General features: G+C 36.7%; 17 protein-coding genes, 2 tRNA genes and 1 pseudogene. 1 reads left to right on the top strand and 19 read right to left on the bottom strand.

Annotation, left to right across the window (positions count from 1 at the left end; translation table 11 throughout):
- Positions 1-15: 15 nt before the first annotated feature.
- The 8 genes and pseudogenes from ysxC to MHB70_RS31175 all read right to left on the bottom strand — a co-directional run.
- The gene (gene ysxC / locus MHB70_RS20945; RefSeq protein WP_000869123.1) at positions 16-612 is read right to left on the bottom strand and encodes a ribosome biogenesis GTP-binding protein YsxC; all 597 of its coding nucleotides are present in this window, start codon (positions 610-612) and stop codon (positions 16-18) included.
- A complete protein-coding gene (gene lon, locus MHB70_RS20950) occupies positions 609-2,939 on the bottom strand; it encodes an endopeptidase La (protein WP_000097316.1) in 2,331 nt (776 codons plus the stop codon). The genes ysxC and lon overlap by 4 nt, the downstream gene beginning before the upstream one ends.
- A gap of 184 nt (positions 2,940-3,123) precedes the next feature.
- Positions 3,124-4,794 carry an ATP-dependent protease LonB gene (gene lonB / locus MHB70_RS20955; RefSeq protein ID WP_033657339.1) on the bottom strand — a complete coding sequence of 557 codons (1,671 nt, stop codon included), beginning with the start codon at positions 4,792-4,794 and terminating at the stop codon, positions 3,124-3,126.
- A gap of 106 nt (positions 4,795-4,900) precedes the next feature.
- The gene (clpX, locus tag MHB70_RS20960) at positions 4,901-6,160 is read right to left on the bottom strand and encodes an ATP-dependent protease ATP-binding subunit ClpX (protein WP_000472286.1); all 1,260 of its coding nucleotides are present in this window, start codon (positions 6,158-6,160) and stop codon (positions 4,901-4,903) included.
- 264 nt (positions 6,161-6,424) lie between these two features.
- Positions 6,425-7,702: a trigger factor gene (gene tig / locus MHB70_RS20965; protein WP_000729257.1), complete on the bottom strand. Its 1,278-nt coding sequence runs from the start codon at positions 7,700-7,702 to the stop codon at positions 6,425-6,427.
- 309 nt (positions 7,703-8,011) lie between these two features.
- The gene (locus MHB70_RS20970) at positions 8,012-9,010 is read right to left on the bottom strand and encodes a hypothetical protein (RefSeq protein WP_000358251.1); all 999 of its coding nucleotides are present in this window, start codon (positions 9,008-9,010) and stop codon (positions 8,012-8,014) included.
- Positions 9,011-9,208: 198 nt separating this feature from the next.
- Positions 9,209-9,457 (bottom strand): hypothetical protein, encoded by a 249-nt coding sequence (locus tag MHB70_RS20975; protein WP_001983650.1) that lies wholly within the window; start codon positions 9,455-9,457, stop codon positions 9,209-9,211.
- A gap of 287 nt (positions 9,458-9,744) precedes the next feature.
- Positions 9,745-9,857 (bottom strand): annotated as a pseudogene (locus MHB70_RS31175) (group I intron-associated PD-(D/E)XK endonuclease); the annotation flags it as partial.
- Positions 9,858-9,970: 113 nt separating this feature from the next.
- Between MHB70_RS31175 and MHB70_RS20980 the strand changes: the two are divergent.
- Positions 9,971-10,585: a PH domain-containing protein gene (locus tag MHB70_RS20980; RefSeq protein ID WP_000473869.1), complete on the top strand. Its 615-nt coding sequence runs from the start codon at positions 9,971-9,973 to the stop codon at positions 10,583-10,585.
- A gap of 84 nt (positions 10,586-10,669) precedes the next feature.
- Here the strand turns inward: MHB70_RS20980 and MHB70_RS20985 are convergent, their stop codons facing one another.
- The 11 genes from MHB70_RS20985 to MHB70_RS21035 all read right to left on the bottom strand — a co-directional run bounded on the left by MHB70_RS20985 (position 10,670) and on the right by MHB70_RS21035 (position 18,365).
- Positions 10,670-10,870 (bottom strand): hypothetical protein, encoded by a 201-nt coding sequence (locus MHB70_RS20985; protein WP_000090056.1) that lies wholly within the window; start codon positions 10,868-10,870, stop codon positions 10,670-10,672.
- A gap of 412 nt (positions 10,871-11,282) precedes the next feature.
- Positions 11,283-11,356 (bottom strand) — tRNA-Arg (locus MHB70_RS20990).
- A gap of 1 nt (position 11,357) precedes the next feature.
- Positions 11,358-11,431 (bottom strand) — tRNA-Gly (locus tag MHB70_RS20995).
- A gap of 109 nt (positions 11,432-11,540) precedes the next feature.
- Positions 11,541-12,044: a metallophosphoesterase gene (locus MHB70_RS21000; RefSeq protein WP_000645514.1), complete on the bottom strand. Its 504-nt coding sequence runs from the start codon at positions 12,042-12,044 to the stop codon at positions 11,541-11,543.
- 13 nt (positions 12,045-12,057) lie between these two features.
- Entirely contained in the window at positions 12,058-12,666 is a 609-nt protein-coding gene (locus MHB70_RS21005) for an XTP/dITP diphosphatase (RefSeq protein WP_000815932.1), read from the bottom strand.
- 11 nt (positions 12,667-12,677) lie between these two features.
- Positions 12,678-13,415 (bottom strand): ribonuclease PH, encoded by a 738-nt coding sequence (rph, locus tag MHB70_RS21010; protein WP_001261767.1) that lies wholly within the window; start codon positions 13,413-13,415, stop codon positions 12,678-12,680.
- Between the two features lie 128 nt (positions 13,416-13,543).
- Complete coding sequence (locus MHB70_RS21015; RefSeq protein WP_001126732.1) at positions 13,544-14,590, bottom strand: GerMN domain-containing protein; 1,047 nt, start codon at positions 14,588-14,590, stop codon at positions 13,544-13,546.
- A gap of 180 nt (positions 14,591-14,770) precedes the next feature.
- Positions 14,771-15,577 carry a glutamate racemase gene (gene racE / locus MHB70_RS21020; RefSeq protein WP_000773999.1) on the bottom strand — a complete coding sequence of 269 codons (807 nt, stop codon included), beginning with the start codon at positions 15,575-15,577 and terminating at the stop codon, positions 14,771-14,773.
- A gap of 323 nt (positions 15,578-15,900) precedes the next feature.
- Positions 15,901-16,572, bottom strand: a complete 672-nt coding sequence (locus MHB70_RS21025; protein WP_061529667.1) for a type 1 glutamine amidotransferase domain-containing protein — start codon at positions 16,570-16,572, stop codon at positions 15,901-15,903.
- Positions 16,573-16,679: 107 nt separating this feature from the next.
- Complete coding sequence (gerE, locus tag MHB70_RS21030) at positions 16,680-16,904, bottom strand: spore germination transcription factor GerE (protein WP_000659484.1); 225 nt, start codon at positions 16,902-16,904, stop codon at positions 16,680-16,682.
- A 165-nt stretch (positions 16,905-17,069) separates the two neighbouring features.
- Positions 17,070-18,365, bottom strand: a complete 1,296-nt coding sequence (locus MHB70_RS21035) for a purine/pyrimidine permease (RefSeq protein WP_002109269.1) — start codon at positions 18,363-18,365, stop codon at positions 17,070-17,072.
- Positions 18,366-18,415: the final 50 nt, after the last annotated feature.

Here is an 18,415-nt window from a genome sequence, read left to right on the forward strand (position 1 = left end):
AACGCGCGACATTCGTCACGCGTTTTTTGTTTTTGTCATTTTATGAATTGCCTTCCACGCTTCTTCTTTTCCAAGTCCTGTTTCAGAAGAGAATAGAACGATTTCATCGCCAATTTCAACAGCAAGCGTTTCTTTTACAACTTTTAAATGCTTTTGCCATTTCCCTTTCGGAATTTTATCGGCTTTCGTCGCAATAATAATTGTTGGAATTTCATAATGCTTTAAGAAATCATACATCATCACATCATCGTTTGTTGGTTGGTGACGTAAATCTACTACTAATACAGCTGCATCTAATTGCTCACGTGTTGTAAAGTACGTTTCAATCATCTTGCCCCATGCTGCACGTTCCGTTTTAGATACTTTCGCATATCCATAACCTGGAACGTCAACAAAATGCATCATTTCATTGATTAAGAAAAAGTTCAGCGTTTGCGTTTTTCCTGGTTTAGAAGAAATACGTACTAACTTTTTACGATTTAAAATTTTATTAATGAAGGAAGACTTCCCGACATTTGAACGACCTGCTAATGCAATTTCTGGTAAATCACTGTCTGGATATTGTTCTGGTTTAACAGCACTAATTACAATATCTGCTTTTGTTACTTTCATTGTTTCACTCCTACTAATGCGTGCTCCAATACTTCGTCTAAATGAGATGCAAGCACAAACGTAAGATTTTCTTTTACGCTTTCTGGAATATCATCTAAATCTTTCTCGTTCTCTGCTGGCAAAATAATTTTTGTTAAGCCTGCGCGATGAGCACTTAATGTTTTTTCTTTCAATCCACCAATTGGTAATACACGGCCACGAAGTGTAATTTCACCTGTCATACCAACTTCTTTACTTACAGGAATACCTGTTAGTGCAGAAATAAGTGCCGTTGCCATCGTAATACCTGCTGACGGTCCATCTTTTGGAACTGCTCCTTCTGGAACGTGAATATGAATATCATTTTTCTCATGGAAATTTGGATCAATATGAAGCTCTTCGGCACGAGAACGAATATAGCTAAACGCAGCTTGTGCTGATTCTTTCATAACATCCCCAAGTTTCCCTGTTAAAATTAATTTCCCTTTACCTGGCGCTACGGACACTTCAATTGCAAGTGTATCGCCGCCCGCTGCTGTATAAGCTAACCCGGTTGCCATTCCGACTTGGTCTGTTTTCTCTGCTTGCCCATAACGGAATATGTGTTTACCAAGTAAATCTACAATATTTTTCTCTGTCACAACAATACGTTTACGTTCCGCTGTAACGATAATTTTCGCTGCTTTACGACAAACTTTTGCAATTTGGCGCTCTAGCGTACGAACACCAGCCTCACGTGTATAATAACGAATAATTTCAAGAAGCGCTTCATCACGTACTTGTAAATTACCTTTTCGTAAGCCATGCTCTTTTAATTGTTTCGGCAATAAATGCTCTCGAGCAATGTGCACCTTTTCCAGTTCTGTATACCCAGCAATCGAAATAATTTCCATACGGTCAAGTAATGGACCCGGAATACTTGAAAGTGTATTAGCGGTTGCTACAAACATAACTTTCGATAGATCATATGGTTCTTCAATGTAATGATCACTGAAGTTATGATTTTGTTCTGGATCTAACACTTCAAGTAATGCTGCTGATGGATCGCCACGGAAATCGTTAGACATTTTATCAATCTCATCTAATAAGAAGACTGGATTAACTGTTTTCGCCTTTTTCATACCTTGAATAATGCGTCCCGGCATTGCTCCAACGTATGTACGACGGTGACCACGAATTTCAGATTCATCACGCACACCACCAAGGGATACACGGACAAAATTACGATTTAATGATGTCGCAATTGAACGAGCTAACGAAGTTTTCCCGACCCCTGGAGGGCCTACTAAACAAAGGATAGGTCCTTTTAATGAGTTCGTCAATTTTTGTACAGCTAAATATTCAAGCACTCGCTCTTTTACTTTTTCAAGACCGTAATGATCTTTGTTTAAAATCTCTTCAGAATGAACAAGATCAATCATATCCTCTGTCGCTTCTGTCCACGGAAGTGCTAATAACCAATCAATATAATTGCGAATAACACCGCTCTCCGCAGAACTTGCTGGTAGCTTTTCATAACGATCTAATTCTTTCAGTGCAGCCTTCGTTGTTTCTTCAGGCATTCCTGACTGTTCAATTTTCTCACGAAGTTCTTCAACTTCCCCACCCTTACCTTCTTTATCGCCAAGTTCAGTTTGAATCGCCTTCATTTGCTCACGTAAGAAATATTCTTTTTGCGTGCGTTCCATTGAACGTTTCACTTTTTGTCCAATTTTCTTTTCTAAACTAAGTAACTCTTGTTCATCTTGAATAATTGAAATAAGTGTATGTAATCGTTCTTTCACAGATACAATCTCTAAAATTTCTTGTTTCTGTTTCGTTTTAATTGGCAAGTGAGAAGCAATTAAATCAGCTAGTCTTCCTGGTTCTTCTACATCAGCTACCGTTGCAAATGTTTCATTTGATACTTTTTTCGAAACTTTAATATATTGTTCGAAATGCTCCAGTAACGTACGCATAAGAGCTTTCTCTTCTAAATCACCTTCCACTTCTTCAGTTACCGTTTTAATAGAAACTTGTACTACATTTTCTTCCTCGATAAACTCTACTACTTCTGCTCTATGTAAACCTTCTACAAGGACACGAAGCGTACCGTTCGGCAATTTTAACATTTGCTTCACTTTCGCCACTGTACCTACACTATATATGTCATCTTCTTTCGGATCATCGATATTCATTTCTTTTTGCATCGCTAAAAAGATGATATTTTCATCCATTGCCGCCTGCTCTAGTGCCTGTATCGATTTATCACGTCCTACATCAAGATGCAGAACCATCGTTGGATATACGAGAACGCCTCTTAATGGTAGGAGGGGTACGATTCTTTCATTCGTATTCATACTAGACATAGCACCTCCATAATAAATTAAACTCCTGTTCAACTATTTTATATTACAATACATCTAGATGCAATTGCAGAGATTCTGAGCAATTGTAAATCCCTTGTTTTTTCTCCCTTATGAAAAGAAAAAAAGACTCCGCTTAAGCATACAAACTTAAACGAAGCCTGGCAAATTTTATTATCATTCATTCTCACATGGATTGTGCATCTGTTTCGTCTACAGTAGTATGTACATCAAGCTCTCGATGCATATTTTCCTGCATAAATGTTAGCTCAAATACTTCTTTTAACTTACGAACAGGAATGATTTCAATTCCCTTTATTGTGTACAAAAACGGTTGCATGTTTTCAGCAGGAATAATGACTTTCTTAGCTCCTGCTTTTTTCGCAGCCTTTATTTTTGCGTATACACCACCAATAGGCTTCACTTCTCCATGTATACTTATTTCACCTGTCATCGCCACTTCATTATTCACATATGTACGATGCACGGCTGAGTAAACACCCGTTGCCATAGCAATCCCTGCAGAAGGACCATCGATCGGGATACCACCTGGAAAATTAATATGTATATCGTACCCTTCTGGCAACACATCTAAAGAACGAAGTACTGTTAATACATTATCTACAGAACCTTTCGCCATACTTTTACGACGAATTGATTTCGTTTGGCTACCAATACTTTCCTCTTCTACAATACCGGTAACATTTACCGACCCTTTATCTTTCGCCGTGATTGCTGTTACTTCTATTTCTAATAACGCTCCTGTATTCGGTCCGTATACAGCAAGTCCGTTTACAAGACCGATCCTCGGAATAGGGTAAATACGTTTTTCATATTTCGGTGCAAGCTGACTAGAATGAACAACCCACTCTATATCTTCATCTTTAATGAAAGAACGTTCTTCATTTATCGCCATACCAGCAGAGATTTGCACGAGATTAATTGCTTCTCGTCCATTCCTTGCATACATACCAATCATTTCAATACCGTTCTCACCGATTTGCATTTCCACTTTGTCGGCTGCATTCTTCGCTACTTTTTGAATTTCTTCTGTATCTAGCTCACGGAAAAATACCTCTAAGCAACGAGACCGAATAGCAGGTGGAATTTCCTCTGGTGAACGTGTTGTCGCTCCAACTAAGCGGAAATCTGCTGGTAAACCTTTTTGAAAAATATCATGTATATACGTTGGAATCATCGTATTCTCTTCACTATAGTACGCACTTTCTAAAAATACTTTTCGATCTTCTAACACCTTTAACATTTTGTTCATTTGAATCGGATGTAGTTCACCAATTTCATCAATAAACAAAATACCACCATGTGCATCTGTTACTGCGCCTTTTTTCGGTTGTGGAATACCTGCTTGCCCCATCGCACCAGCACCTTGATAAATCGGATCATGAACCGAGCCAATTAAAGGATCTGCAATACCACGTTCATCAAACCGAGCTGTCGTCGCATCAAGTTCGATAAATGTTGCATTCGTACGAAATGGAGATTTCGGATTTCGTTTCGCCTCTTCTAATACAAGACGCGCTGCCGCTGTCTTTCCGACACCTGGCGGGCCATATATGATTACATGTTGCGGATTCGGACCACAAAGAGCCGCTTTTAACGACTTAATCCCGTCTTCTTGCCCTACAATATCTAAAAAGGATGTAGGGCGCACCTTTTCCGCAAGCGGCTCTGTTAGAGAAATCTCACGCATTTTACGAAGCTGTTCTAATTCTTTTTTTGATTCTCGATCAATTGAAACTTTTTGTGTTCGCTGATTTCGAAGTAAGTGCCAAAAATATAATCCGACAATTACACCAAAAACAAGTTGAACAAGTAAAAATATATTTGTCCAGCTCATCATTTATTTCCTCCCGCAATGTTTTATCATTTAGTATTTCCGCGGAAGAACGTAGCTAAACATAAAGAAAAACAGCAATTATAAAAATTGCTGTTTCTCTTTCGCATTATGCAGATGTTTTTGTATCAAGTACAGTACCGTCTTGTAGCACCAATTTCGGTGGCTCATTATCAGCTACTGTTTCTTTCGTAAGAATACACTTCTCGATATCTTTGCGAGATGGAAGTTCAAACATTACATCAAGCATTAAGCCTTCAATAATAGAACGAAGTCCACGAGCACCTGTTTTACGTTCAATTGCTTTTTTCGCAATCTCAATCAGTGCGCCTTCTTCAAACTCTAACTCAACATCGTCAAGCTCCAACAGTTTTTGGAATTGCTTAACAAGTGCATTTTTCGGTTTCGTTAAAATATCAACAAGAGCATCTTCATCAAGTGGCTCTAGGTTCGCAATAACTGGAAGACGACCGATAAACTCTGGAATTAAACCAAATCTTAAAAGGTCCTCTGGTAATACGTGAGATAGAACATGCTTTTCATTTACATCAGCATTTTTCTTCTCTGAACCAAATCCAATTACTTTTTCACCAAGGCGACGTTTAATAATTGGCTCAATGCCATCAAACGCTCCACCACAAATGAATAGGATATTCGTTGTATCAATTTGAATGAATTCTTGATGCGGATGCTTACGACCACCTTGAGGTGGAACGCTTGCTACAGTACCTTCTAAAATTTTCAGAAGTGCCTGCTGTACACCTTCACCAGATACATCACGTGTAATTGATGGATTTTCGGACTTACGTGCCACTTTATCAATCTCATCAATATAAATAATTCCTTTTTCTGCTTTTTCTACATCATAATCAGCCGCTTGAATTAGTTTTAGTAAAATGTTTTCTACATCTTCCCCAACGTATCCAGCTTCTGTTAAAGATGTTGCGTCCGCGATTGCAAATGGAACATTTAAAATACGCGCTAATGTTTGTGCCAATAATGTTTTACCACTACCTGTTGGCCCAATAAGTGAAATATTACTCTTCGCTAATTCTACATCATCAATTTTGCTGTTAGAATTAATACGTTTGTAATGGTTATATACCGCTACCGCTAGTGCTTTTTTCGCGTTATCTTGTCCGATGACATACTCATCTAAGATTTCACGAATTTCTACCGGTTTCGGTACATCTTTGAATTCTACTTCTTCGTCCTTCGCAAGCTCCTCTTGTACAATTTCAGTACAAAGCTCGATACACTCGTCGCAAATGTAAACACCTGGACCTGCAACTAACTTTCGAACTTGCGTTTGTGTTTTACCACAGAAAGAACATTTTAATTGCCCTTTTTCATCATTAAATTTAAACATATTTTCACACCCCTTACAAAGTGCTAACCTCTTGCCTTCGTATGTACACGATAAATGTATCGTATGTAAATACATATTATGTCACTACGTAGCGAGAAATACAAATAATATGACTAGTTATGTACAAATAAAAAGTTTTTAAAACTTTTGAAATATGTATATTCGACTTATAAAGGAACTTTTCCTTCTTCATCGAAAAGTTTTATAAATATATTTCTATATTTATAAAACAAGGCACGATTAAAATCGCGCCTTGTTATTTTATTATGCAGCGTTTTCTACTAAGAAGTCTACAGCTTTACGCACTTTAAGATCTTCAGATAAAGCGTCTGCGCTTCCAAGAGCTTGCTTGATAGCGTCTACTGGCATACCGTACATTTCAGCCATTTTTTCAACTTCTGCAGTTACTTCTTCTTCAGTAACTTCGATGTTTTCAGCTTCAATGATAGCTTCAAGAACAAGATTGATTCTTACACGTTTTTGTGCATCCTCTTTCATTTGCTCTTTTAATTTGTCAGCATCAGTACCTGTGAATTGGTAGTAAAGCTCAAGGTTCATACCTTGTTGGCTTAAACGTTGCTCGAATTCACGAACCATACGATCTAACTCAGTGTCGATCATAGCTTCTGGAATATCGATTTCAGCGTTAGCAGCAGCTAATTCTACTACTTCGTCACGTACTTTGTGCTCAGCTTCGTGCTTTTTGCCTTCTTCTAAGTTTGTACGAAGTTTTGTTTTTAATTCATCAAGAGTTGCAACTTCTTCGTCAGCCTCTTTAGCGAACTCGTCGTTTAACTCAGGAAGTTCTTTTGTTTTGATTTCGTGAATTGTTACTTTGAATGTTGCTGGTTTGCCAGCTAATTCAGCAGCATGGTACTCTTCTGGGAATGATACTTCAACGTCTTTAGACTCACCAGATTTAAGACCAATTACTTGCTCTTCGAAACCTGGGATGAAAGTACCAGAACCGATTGCAAGAGAATAGTTTTCGCCTTTTCCGCCTTCAAATGCTTCGCCATCAACGAAACCTTCGAAGTCGATTACAGCTGTATCACCATTTTCAATAGTTCCTTCTTCTTTAACAACTAGTTCAGCTTGACGCTCTTGTAAAGCTTTTACTTCATTCTCTACATCTTCGTCAGTTACAGTTGTTTCAACTTTTTCTACTGCTAAACCTTTGTACTCACCTAATTTAACTTCAGGTTTCACTGTAACTTTTGCAGTGAAGATAAGGTTAGCATTTTTTTCGAACTTCTCAATATCGATTTCAGGATGAGCAACTGGGAAGATACCAGCTTCATCGATTGCTTCACCGTATGCTTTTGGTAAGATGATATCTAAAGCATCTTGGTATAAAGATTCGATACCAAAGCGTTGTTCGAATAACGGACGAGGCATTTTTCCTTTACGGAAACCTGGTACGTTGATTGTTTTTACTACTTTTTTGAACGCAGCGTCGATAGAGTTGTTTACTTCTTTAGCATCAACTTCAATTGTTAAAACGCCTACGTTACCTTCTAATTTTTCCCATTTTGCAGCCATTTATTCTTTCCCTCCAACTATAATAATGTATGCACATACCTTTATAGATCAAAATATTCATTATCTCTCTTTCGAAATAATAAATGTACAAATAATCCTCTAGCAAATGCTTTCAGATATAATGTTCCAATCTACTAGTTGTCTAAAAGACAACTACGGTATATTTTGTTCGAGACTAATATGAAACATATTAAGTAAGAGAATTACACTTCTCTTCTCTTACAAACAGGCAGATTTCTGCCTTTTGCAACCCTTACATTATAACATAGAATATGCTCGTTTCAAGAACTGAACGATTCTTTTTCATAATTATACGGGCAAATATCCTTCTCTTTCAACACGCAATAACCATTGATAGGCAATATGAAACTCTTCTAATTCAATATTATATGCTGTCATAAGTTCTTCTTCATCAATAGCCAATCCGAAACGTTTTCTTCCAATTCTCTCTAAAACAGCAGCCCAAATCTCTACTTTATCCATTAATAGTGCAAATGGGAAAACGCTAATTTGTAATTCTTTCCAATATACAACCATCGCACTAAATATATCGGGATAATTTTGCTCCAATCGGCTTGATAATGTATGTATAATGTTATCGGATTGCTCCTCATTATGACCTGTAAATGCTGGAATCACTTTAACCCTATTTCCAAACTTTTCTACTTCTATCTCTTCTTCTACTTGATTTTCTATCATTTTATACAAAATAGAAGTTTTCAAATAAGGATGTTGCTTTTCGTCTATTAAAAATTTCTTTAAAACAGGTAATGCGAGATCCAAGTCTTTTAACGAAATCTGTTGAATCGCTCTCAGCTTTTGCCCAAAGTTTTCTCCAAAAATCTCCTTAGTAAATTCATCCAATTCGAAATTTGAATCAATTAGCGACGTGTCTTCTTCATTTAGCATACCTTCTGCAAATAAAGCGAGTTGCGCTAATTTTTCCTTTTGCTCAGGCATTATATCTTTTGTTCGCAAAACTTTTTCAACAGTTTCAATAACGCCTTCATAATCATTTGTTTGAACTAAAATCGTCACATACGTTTCAAGAATATCACCAAATAAGACAGCTCCTGTTTCAAGCAACTGTTCACATTTGTCTTTCGCTTCTTCCATACGTTTTAATTCCAGCAAACAAATAACGGAAGCTAATTCCGTTTGTTCCGTTTCTGCATTATACTGACGTAATATTTCAAAGCAGCGCAATGCATCTTCGAATTCCCGCTCTTTCAGCGCTAAAAAGCCTTCATCAATATAGCGTTCTGATAGTTGCGGAAACAATACGACCGTATTTTCTTTTTTATCCATACGTCCGCCTCTTTTTCTAGATTTTAATGATCTTCAAAGTAAATATATCAAATGCGTAATAAGAACACAACAATCTAAAACCTTTTGTTTGAAATATAAAAATATTCTATTTTTATATTTCAATACAGCTAAATCTTTATTAAAAAATCAAAATTATACAAATAAAAATCCTCAGCAACAGACGCAGAGGATTCATCATTAATGGAAAGCTTTTATAATTGTGGGGTATATTACAAGGGTAATAATTTGGAGAACAATAATTGCCATAACAATCATGCTAAAATAGAAGATTGGCTTACTTCGCTTCATTAAAAACATAATAATAAGCATCGTGCAAGCAAACAAACTTAAGAAAAACAAACTCGTTGTCGAACTAAGTATACCACTCGGGACAAAGAACAATAACACTACACTACAAGTACCTATAATTCCAAATAACCATTCCATTCATTCACTCATTCCCTTTCCCTCTCATGGTAGTTTTTTTACTAAGCGATTAAATGTTTTACAACATCAACTACATACGTTAATTTCTCATACGCTACAAATCCAAAAGCAACTGTTAAGCCTGTTACAACTAATCCCTTCATCATTTCTTCCTCCTCGTTTTATCGTTGTTACCTTCATTATAAAAGATTAGCAAATTCTTACCATCGAACTACCTTACAGTTACCTTACAGAATTGTAAGATTTCAAAAGGGTTAGAAAAACACCTCCTATCGCTTGAGGTGCTTTCATGGAATTTCTCTATAATCACTTGCAACATTAACTTTTTCTCTTGATAATTTTTCGGAGAATCAACTCTCAAACTAATGGATTTATTAAATAATTTAGGATCGAAATAATATTCGTTATTTTTCTTAACTTACCTTCAAATATTTTCGCCTTACAAGAAAACATTTTGTTAAAATCATGTTAATATATTTTTGTATAATTAAGAATTTAAAAGGGGGATTATATATGTTTAAAAAAATGGCTGCAGATGTATTAGGACTAAGCGATGTAGGGTCTGTCATTACACCGAAAGATTACGATAAGGTTGATGCTGATGATTACGTGATGCATGAAGATGGAGAGAAAATTTATTTTCTAATTAAATCAAAATCAGATGAATATTGTTTCACAAACAAAGGATTAATCCACCTAGATGGCACAAGCGCAACAAGTAAAAAACGTACACTACGCCGCTTTAGCTATAGTAAATATCAAATTAAAAACGTAGCACTTGAAACTGCCGGAACGATTGATTTAGATGTAGAAATTAAGTTTCAAATGGGAGATGAGCATTATTCAATTGATGTTCATAAAAAACACATTGAAGAATTAAAAGATTTATATAAGGCTTTACTTAAAATAGAAGAAATTTCATACGACAACGATATTACATTGCAGTATGCACATAAAAGTCTAGATATGGCATCTAACGCTTTTAGCCGTATCTCAAATGCGCAAGTAAATTTAGCAGAGCAATTTAAAGAGATGAATGAAATCGCCTTTAACTGGCTCGTTGATACGAAAAAACAATATAATGTGAAAGATTATGGTTTTGTCTTTGAGAAGTTTATTAATAACTAAACAAAAAACCTTGTTATCAAAAGATAACAAGGTTTTTTTAGCGTCCCAGGAGAGGTTCGAACTCTCGGCCCGCTCATTTCCGTACTATTTTATATATTTTGATCGCAGTCTTAATATATCTTCCTCTTCGCGAATGCCTGCCGATCCCTTCCTCACATTTTTTACGACAGTCCAATTCGGGTTAGTTTCATCACCGATGTTCTGTATTGTAAAGTTGCCGTCACCATATTTCCGTTGACCTTCTGCCAATTTCTCCGTTAAATCATTCTCTTTTGCTCTCGCCATCTTTGCGCCATCTCCCTTTTTTATACAACCTTCTTAAACTGTCCAACCAATCACACGTCCAGTCAATTGGAGATTCTCGTTTTCCGCTTCTATTAATTGTAACACACTGTCGGGGATAAGTTTCGATAACGGGTGCTCAATCGTACTAGAATGATAAAAAGTTTTATAACACTCTAAGTGAACAATTGGGATAATATAGATATGGATTTAAGTTCCATCATAAGCCTATTGATTCTTTAAATTAAACAAGAGAAATAGAGCGCATAAATGGCGCTCTTTTCTTAATGCACTTTAATCTGTTGTATATAATAATTATTATATGTTACGTTATATTTTTTACACCCCTTGCACATACATCAATTTTTAGACAAACAAAAAACCTTGTTATCAAAAGATAACAAGGTTTTCTTAGCGTCCCAGGAGAGATTCGAACTCCCGACCGTACGCTTAGAAGGCGTATGCTCTATCCGGCTGAGCTACTGGGACATGGAGCGGGTGAAGAGAATCGAACTCTCGACCAGAGCTTGGAAGGCTCTTGTTTTACCACTAAACTACACCCGCATATGTTATTTTATTTTTCTTCGTTAGCGCTGTTGCCCTATCGACAATATTTATTATATGTATATCCATACATAAAGTCAACACCTTTTTTAAAAGAGGATAATTTTTCTTATCCTCTTTTAAAAACTGCTTGTTCAACTAGTTGTCCGTCTAATGTTTCAAAGCGAACATCTATATGTTTTTCATTCATTTCTAATAAGGCAAATGTCTTTTCTACACGCTGACGTGGTAATAAAATACTTCCTGGATTGATAAATAAAACTCCATCAATAAATTCCGCACCTAATACGTGAGAATGTCCGAAGCATGCAACTTGTGCCCCCACTTCTTCTGCATAGTACGCTAACGTTTGTAAAGTCATTTTCACGTTATGACGATGTCCATGCACAACTAAGAAGCGAATGCCATCTACGTCAGTTACAATTTCATCTTGAAAGTTAGCATAATCACAATTTCCTTTTACAACATGGAAACCTTGCAGTTCTTCATGAGCAGGCGTTAACTCCGAATCACCACAATGAATCATGACATCTACTTTCCCTTCATATTTCTCTTTTAACTGCTGTAATTCCTTCACAGAGCTATGACTATCGCTTACGATTAAAGCTTTCATCAATCTCTCTCCCTCATTCTCCTAAAAACCATTCCGGAATTTTTTCTTCTAACTTACGAAGAGCACGTCCGCGGTGACTAATGGCATTTTTCTCATCTGAACTTAGTTCTGCCATCGCTTTTTTATATTCTTCTACATAAAAGATTGGATCATATCCAAAGCCGTTTTCCCCGCGGCGCTGTTCTAAAATGTACCCTTCACACGTTCCATTCACAATGACCGGTTCTTTATCCGCTTCTGGGAATGCAACTGCTAATGCACAGTAGAAACGCGCTTTACGTTTTTCAAAGTCAATTCCATTTAATTCTTGTAACACTTTATCCATGTTCGCTTGATCGTCTTTCGGCTCTCCTGCAAACCGAGCTGAATACACGCCTGGTTTTCCGTTTAAAGCATCTACGATCAGACCTGAATCATCCGCAATTACGATAGAATCCAACTGTCTACTCAAACTATCTGCTTTTAAGATTGCATTTTCTTCAAACGTTTCACCAGTTTCTTCGACTTCTTCAATATGAGGAAAATCGTGTAATGATTTCACTTCTAAATCAAAGCGCTCAAATAACTCAGCAAACTCACGCACTTTCCCCATATTTTTTGTCGCAACAACAACTTGTTTCATATTTTCCACCTCTACTCTATATGAGATACGATGTCACCTAACGCTTCTTTTTGCATGTCAATTAGTTGGAAAATGCCTTGTTCCGCAGCATCAAGTAGTTCATTTAACTGTGTTCTGCTAAACGTCGCTTCTTCTCCAGTTCCTTGCACTTCGACAAACTGACCTTTTCCAGTCATAATCACGTTCATATCAACGTCCGCTTTAGAATCTTCTGCATAGTTTAAATCTAAAACAACACCTTGCTCTTCCACAATTCCCACTGACGTTGCTGCTAAATAATCTTTTACTGGAATTTTAGATACTTTTTCTGCTTGTAATAACTTCTCAAACGCTAATACCATCGCTACATATGCACCTGTAATAGAAGCTGTTCTCGTTCCACCATCTGCTTGAATAACATCACAGTCAATCCAAACTGTTCTCTCGCCAAGTGCTTCTAAGTCAACTACCGCACGTAATGCTCGTCCAATTAAACGCTGGATTTCCATTGTACGTCCAGTTACTTTCCCTTTACTTGACTCCCTGATTGTACGTTGTTCTGTTGCACGCGGAATCATCGCGTATTCAGCTGTTACCCAGCCCTTTCCTTCCCCGCGCATAAACGGTGGGACACGCTCTTCAATTGTCGCTGAGCAAATTACCTTTGTATCCCCAACTTCAATTAATACTGATCCTTCTGGGTGTTTTAAATAATTCGTATGAATATGTATATGGCGTAATTCTGTTTTCTCTCTACCATCTACTCGCATAAAAATAACCTCCTCATAACTACTTGTTAGTATAGCCAAACTTAAATGTATGATATGTATACAATAAAAGAAGGGGAACCCAAAAAGCAATTCCCCTTTCTTACTTAAGTATATCAAATTATCCACGATTAAAAACTACCTGTATTCACGTTTTCTGGACGATCTACAGGTTTTATTAACTTTCCGCCCTTTTCATCTATAAGATTTGCTTTACCATTTACCTCAATAGAAACACTTTTTACGCCTTTCTTTTCTGTCAAAGATAAAACTAACGACTTCAATACGTAATTTGAAACCATATTTTTATCTGGGTTTACAAATATATTTTCATTAAAGTTTAATGTAAGATTTCCGTCTTGCAATTTCGGATTCGTAATAAGCTTAACTCCTGGGTTAAAATCATTCAGGAGCGATTGATGAATCGGTCCTTTTACAAGTTCATCTATAATGGTTGCATAATCATTTTCTTTTCCCTCTACAACGCGGCGTGTTACCGGTACATAATATTGCTGCTTATCATTATTTTGCGCCATAAAGTAAAGCGTAACTGGTTTTGTATTTGTTACATCTGCCACTTGTTCATCATCAAAGTTAATACCATTCGCACGACTCACCCCTTCTCCAAGCGGTGTACCCGCGACAGGCATCTTCGCTAACTTTTCACCATTTATCTGAAACTGCACTTGTTTTATTTCTTTAAATTGAGTCAAAGTCCACGCTACTGACTCAACAATTTGACGCTCTTCTTCTTTTGCATAGTTTTTCATTTCTTTAGAGAAATCAATTACTGCTGTCCCATCTTTTTTTAAATCTAGAGTCATCGATGTATTTGCTGGAATGACTGCACGGAACCCATTCGGTAATAAATCAGTTACCGGCCCATCTTTCACAAGGTATTCTAGCGTTTGCTGTATTACTTCATTCGCTTTCGGAGTAGGCATTGCGATTGTTTGCGGTACAACATATCCATTTTTATCAACTAAGTATATTTCTCTATTTATCGTTTGCCCTTGTTTATTTTTAGCCGTCCCTTTCTTTTCACCATCTGTATACGTAACTTTTTTTGGTGGATCAATTTGTTCGGTCGCTTTCTCCTGATTTATGAAGCCGCACCCTGTTAATAAAACAGCACTTACCGTAGCACCAATAACCCATTTAAAAGTGGATTTAGGCATGCCTTTCCCCCCTAAAAACTAAGTTTGTACTATTATGTATACGAGCTATTTCACGTTTTAGAACAAGCTGTGCTTCTTATAAAGTGAAACTTTAATCAGCAGGGTCTTACTGCCCGGCAAATAGCGGGATAAACAAAAAACCCCTAATTTCTCAGGGGTTCACTTATATGAATTCTATTATTATTCTTCTAAATGAATATGCTTCACATTTTCAATCGGCTGACCGAACCATTTTGATGCAATTTCTTTAAATAGGCCTATTTTCCCTGTTGTTAAGAAGAGATGATCACTTTGTTCCTCTCCCTCATTCAACATTTTACTATGATATAAAATTGTACTTACTTCACGCGCTGTTTCATCACCAGAACTAATTAGTTGCACTTTATCTCCCATTACCTTTTTAATAACAGGACCTAAAATTGGATAATGTGTACAACCTAAAATAAGTGTATCAATATCGGTATTTTTCAGCGGTTGCAATGTTTCTCTTACAACTTCATACGCCATTTCACTTTCGAAATTCCCACTTTCTACAAGTTCGACGAAAGGCGGACATGCTAAACTTTCTACCATAACACGGTTATTAATAGACTTTAACGCTTCTTCGTATGCACCACTTTTCACCGTTCCAATCGTACCAATAATCCCAACATGATACGTATTTGTCACTTTTAAAGCTGTACGTGATCCTGGGTGAATAACTCCCACTACCGGAATTGGTAATTGTTTCTGCATTTCTTCTAATACAACCGCAGTTGCTGTATTACACGCAATAACTAACATCTTGATATTTAAATCTAGTAAATGCTCCGTCATTTCCCACGTAAATTGACGCACTTCTTCTCGAGAACGTGGACCATAAGGGCAACGCGCTGTATCCCCTAAATATATAATACGCTCTTTCGGCAACTGACGAATTAATTCCTTCGCTACAGTTAAACCACCAACTCCTGAATCGATAACACCGATTGCTCTATTCAACTTCATCACCCGTTTTCTCATTCATCATCTTATTTTATCATTATATTTTACACACTTTAAGTTCGCTCACTTAAACTGCTTCTGTATGAAAATTTTCATTTGTACCTGTATAGACTAGGACCTTTTTTATTTTGCTCCTTTTTTTCATAATTTGCAAGACAGAAAAATAACCGACCTTCTATACGAAAGTCGGTTTCTTCTATATAAAGTGCATATTTACCTCGCTATTTGCCGGGCAGTAAGACCCCCACTAATTAAAGTTTCACTTTATTGCTCCATCTTTTTTTGGAAAGAAGACATTCCTATTAATAAGAAGAAATGAGCAGAAATTAAAAGGACGATAATTTATTTACAGCCCTTTTTATAGCCTTACCTATTTCCACGCTAGACTGCGGATTTTGCCCTGTAATTAAACGACCATCCACTACAACATGTGGCGTAAAATTAGGAGTGACATAAAACAAAGCCCCTTCTTCTTTCAATTTACTTTCTAGCAAAAATGGAACTCGCTTTTCTAAATGTACAGCTTTTTCTTCATCGTTTGTATAACCTGTTATACGCTTACCGGCAACAAAAAACGAACCATCTTTATTTTTCACACCAACTAAAGAACTTACCCCGTGACAAACAGCCGCTACAATCCGGTTATTGTTATACATATTCTCAATTAAATTTGCTACATATGGATTACCTGGAAAATCTACAATCGCCCCGTGTCCACCACCAAATAATACCGCATCATACTCTGAAGAATGGACAGTTGAAATCGCCCTCGTATTTTGCAATAAAGAAGCGACATGCTTAAATTCACGAGGTATGCCATTCGGAATAGATACTCTATCAATCGGCACTCTTCCGCCTTTTATAGAAACAATATCAACATCGAACTTAGCTTTTTTAAATAAAAGATAAGGAGCTGCGAGCTCTTCCAGCCACAAACCAGTCGGGTGTCCATTCATATCATGAGCACTTGTTGAAACTAACAGTATCCTTTTCAACATATCCCCTCCTTATTACCTATTTATGTATGAAACGTTTTTATCATTCATATAGCACGTGAAACAAACAGAAAAATAGCCGACCTTTCATATAAAAGTCGGCTGCTTTCTTATAGTTCGAGCTCTCCCATGCGAAGAAGCTCAACAACTGCTTGTGAACGTCCTTTAACCCCTAGCTTTTGCATTGCGTTTGAGATGTGGTTGCGAACTGTCTTTTCACTTATAAAAAGTTCACCTGCAATTTCTTTCGTTGTTTTATCTTGAACCAGTAATTCAAATACTTCTCTCTCTCTCTTTGTGAGTAAAGGTTTAGATTGATACGCTTTTTCCTTCAACTGGTATAACCCTCCTTGCTTAAGCCAGAGCTGTGTATGTGTAAGTTGGGTGTTTATTTAGTCAAGATATTGTATGAACGAAATGTGCAGGTGGTGAATAAAAATGGGCTTTATTTCCTATGTTATTTTAGACTTTTATACAGTGCGGACACTCTTTTTATCCACTTACTTTCCAGTACGCCATATTTGTTCTAGCAATATACTTACAACTGTACCTACAAATAAACCATTCCCGAATATATATTGCATAACAGACGGCAATGATTGGAGTGCTCCAGACGGTAAAAACATAACGCCGCTGCCAAATAATACTGCAACGCCTAAAATCATTATATTCCTTTCACTCATCGGCACTTGTTTTATATTATTAAATCCAATTCCAATTAACTGTACGAACGAAGCCATTAACACTGCAGATGCGACAGCGGATGGCAACGATGCTAAGTAACGAATAATACTCGGAAACAGCGACATTACGACTAGTAATATACATGCTAGTAAGAACGATCGTATATACTTTTGTTTTGTTAAACGTATAAATCCCGCTGTCGCCGGTAGCGGCACGACACCTACAGTTGAAAATACGGACGAAATGATATGTGAAATCCCTCCAACCCACGTACCATCCTTCAACTGTTTTTGTTCAATAGTCGCTTTATGAATCGTAGCTTGATTAATCGCTATAATAGCTGCCACTGTATTTGAAACTAAAATACATACCATAACGAAACTCGATACAGCCATCCCTGTATTCCACTTTGGAAGACCCCAAGCAAATATTTGTGGAAGTTGCACAAAATGAGTTACTTGAGATGGGATTGTCACTTTCCCTGCAATGAGAAAAATAATCCACCCACTAATTAATCCTATTAAAACGGCATAACTTTTAACGAAACCTTTTCCAAAATTAGATAGTATAATAACGAACAGAAATATACTAAACGCGATTATTGCTGTAAATCCATCAATTTGAGAAATAGTAGCTGTAATTCCTAGCATTCCTTTTAAAAATACACCACTTAATTGTAAACATAATAAAAGTAAAAACGTCCCTGTCACAACCGGCGTAAATAAAAATAAAATACGTCCAATAAAACCAGTTACTCCTAATCCTATTAAAATAACACCGGAAATGATCATTCCTAATTCCAAAATTTGCAGTGTACTATGTAATTGATCCTGTCCGGCCGTTGCATAAGCAAGTACGGTAAATACACCAACCCAAGATCCAGCTGGCCCATCCGCAATTGGTAGTCTATGTCCAATCCATCCTTGTAAAAAAGAAGATATACCAACTACAAAAAACGTACGCTGCATTAAATAAAATATTTCTTCCGTCGTAAGATGAAATAACCCACCAACGACAATTGGTAGTGCGATTGAATTCGCTAATAAAAATATAAACCATTGCAAAGTTCCCATAATATGATTTTGGTTATGTTGATTGTCCAAATTTTTCATCCCTTCTAGCTTTCCTATACGAAATATATTGTAAGAATAAAAAAGAAGAG

Origin of the sequence: Bacillus sp. FSL M7-1020, assembly GCF_038050415.1 — a bacterium.
In the GTDB taxonomy this organism is placed as follows: Bacteria; Bacillota; Bacilli; order Bacillales; family Bacillaceae_G; genus Bacillus_A; species Bacillus_A toyonensis.